This is a genomic window from Luteitalea sp., assembly GCA_009377605.1.
GTDB lineage: Bacteria > Acidobacteriota > Vicinamibacteria > Vicinamibacterales > Vicinamibacteraceae > WHTT01.
In genome coordinates, this window is the sequence record WHTT01000348.1 from 1 (window position 1) to 535 (window position 535).

At 67.3% G+C, this 535-nt stretch carries 1 protein-coding gene; it reads left to right on the forward strand.

Translation table 11 applies throughout. From position 1 onward, the window contains the following. Positions 1-237: 237 nt before the first annotated feature. Positions 238-535, forward strand: a 298-nt coding sequence (locus GEV06_29245) for an AAA family ATPase (protein ID MPZ21922.1), incomplete at its 3' end; no start/stop codon positions are given.

Consider the following 535-nt stretch of genomic DNA (forward strand, 5'->3'; position numbering starts at 1 on the left):
GCTGCGGTCGCACTGGCGGCACCTGGTCGGGCAGGCGCAGGACATTGAGCTGGCCGAGCTTCGCCTGCATGCAGGTGAAGATCACCGCACGGTCTGCTATCCCACCCCCACGCACGACTGCGCCTGGGACTGCGAGTTCCGCGTCGTGTGCCCGATGATGGACGACGACCTCAGCGACCACGAGGGCTTCATCGCCGAAGCGTTCGCGGTCGTCGACCCCTACGATAGGTACGACCGATGACGGATGAGACGCTGTCCCTGCTGATCCACGCCGACTCGAAGGCCGGGAAGACGACACTCGTCGCCTCGGCTCCGCCGCCGCTGCTGATCCTCGACGCCGAGGGCGGCTCGAAGTTCCTCCCGGTCCGGAAGACGACCTGGGACGGGCTTCGCCCGCCGCCCGCGTACGACGGGTCGTGGGAGGTGTGCGTCGTCATGGTGCGCGAGTTCTCGACGCTGGTGAACGTGTTCCAGTGGCTTCAGACCGGCCAGCACCACTTCCGGTCGTTCGGGATCGACAGCATCACCGAGGCGC